Here is a 903-nt window from a genome sequence, read left to right on the forward strand (position 1 = left end):
AATTGTTTAAGTTTATATTTATTATTTCCGCTCATTTCTAAAATTACTTTATTTTGCTTTCCTGAAATTACTAAAATATCGATTAAAAATAGTATTGCGAAAATAATAAACACAATTAAAAAGCCACCACCAATCAACATATAAGTTTCATAATCCAATATTCTCTGATTAAAAGATTTTTTTATTAAAAACACTAATAAAGTTGTAAATAAGCCAAATAAAGCCAATAATCACAACCACAGATAAACAAATGTTTTTTTAGCTAGTTTTAAATACTCAATTTTATTTTTTATATTTTCATACTCCAAATCACTAACTAATTGACTTTCAACTCCTCCCAATATTCCCTCCTGACCTTATTTCACAATAAAATACGTCACCATTGTTCATATTCCTAAAACACTCACAACAACGCCAGACACTAAATACTTTCATTCCTTTTGATTAGACCGTGCTTTTTGTCTTAACTTCTTATCACGAGCAAAACACTCTTTATAACCTCTAACCAGCACCACTATCATCAAAATTAAAACAATCGCCAAAAACTCAATGCCAGCAATGACAAACGATCCTTCCATATACCTCCTTTAATCAAAAAAAACGCCAACAAACAATCTAAACAACTTAGATCGTAAATTGGCGTTTAACTTTACGTATTTTTATTTTGATTTTATTTTTGCATGAACTTTCTCAATTAGATCATCATATAGTTTTTTAGCTTCGGGACTAAAATCATCTAATAAATTAAATTCTTCCATTGATAAACCATAATCTCTGGCGATGTCCTCTTTCAAACATCTCATATATTCTTCGTGGTCATAAACCACATGCTTTTTCTCTGGCATCCTACTCCTATCTTTTATATTTTCAACCAAATTTATCATTAAATAAATTAATAATCTT

At 28.3% G+C, this 903-nt stretch carries 3 protein-coding genes; all 3 read right to left on the reverse strand.

What is annotated here, in order from left to right; all coding sequences use genetic code 4:
• Positions 1 to 341 (reverse strand): hypothetical protein (locus tag N1F73_RS03695; RefSeq protein ID WP_260360158.1); only part of this gene is annotated, 341 nt, incomplete at its 3' end.
• A 15-nt stretch (positions 342 to 356) separates the two neighbouring features.
• Positions 357 to 578 (reverse strand): hypothetical protein, encoded by a 222-nt coding sequence (locus N1F73_RS03700; protein ID WP_260360159.1) that lies wholly within the window; start codon positions 576 to 578, stop codon positions 357 to 359.
• Positions 579 to 659: 81 nt separating this feature from the next.
• On the reverse strand, positions 660 to 845 hold the full coding sequence (locus N1F73_RS03705; protein WP_216567847.1) for a hypothetical protein: 186 nt from the start codon (positions 843 to 845) through the stop codon (positions 660 to 662).
• Positions 846 to 903: the final 58 nt, after the last annotated feature.

It is taken from the genome of Mycoplasma sp. HS2188, assembly GCF_025209835.1.
Taxonomy (GTDB): Bacteria; Bacillota_I; Bacilli_A; order Mycoplasmatales; family Metamycoplasmataceae; genus Mycoplasmopsis.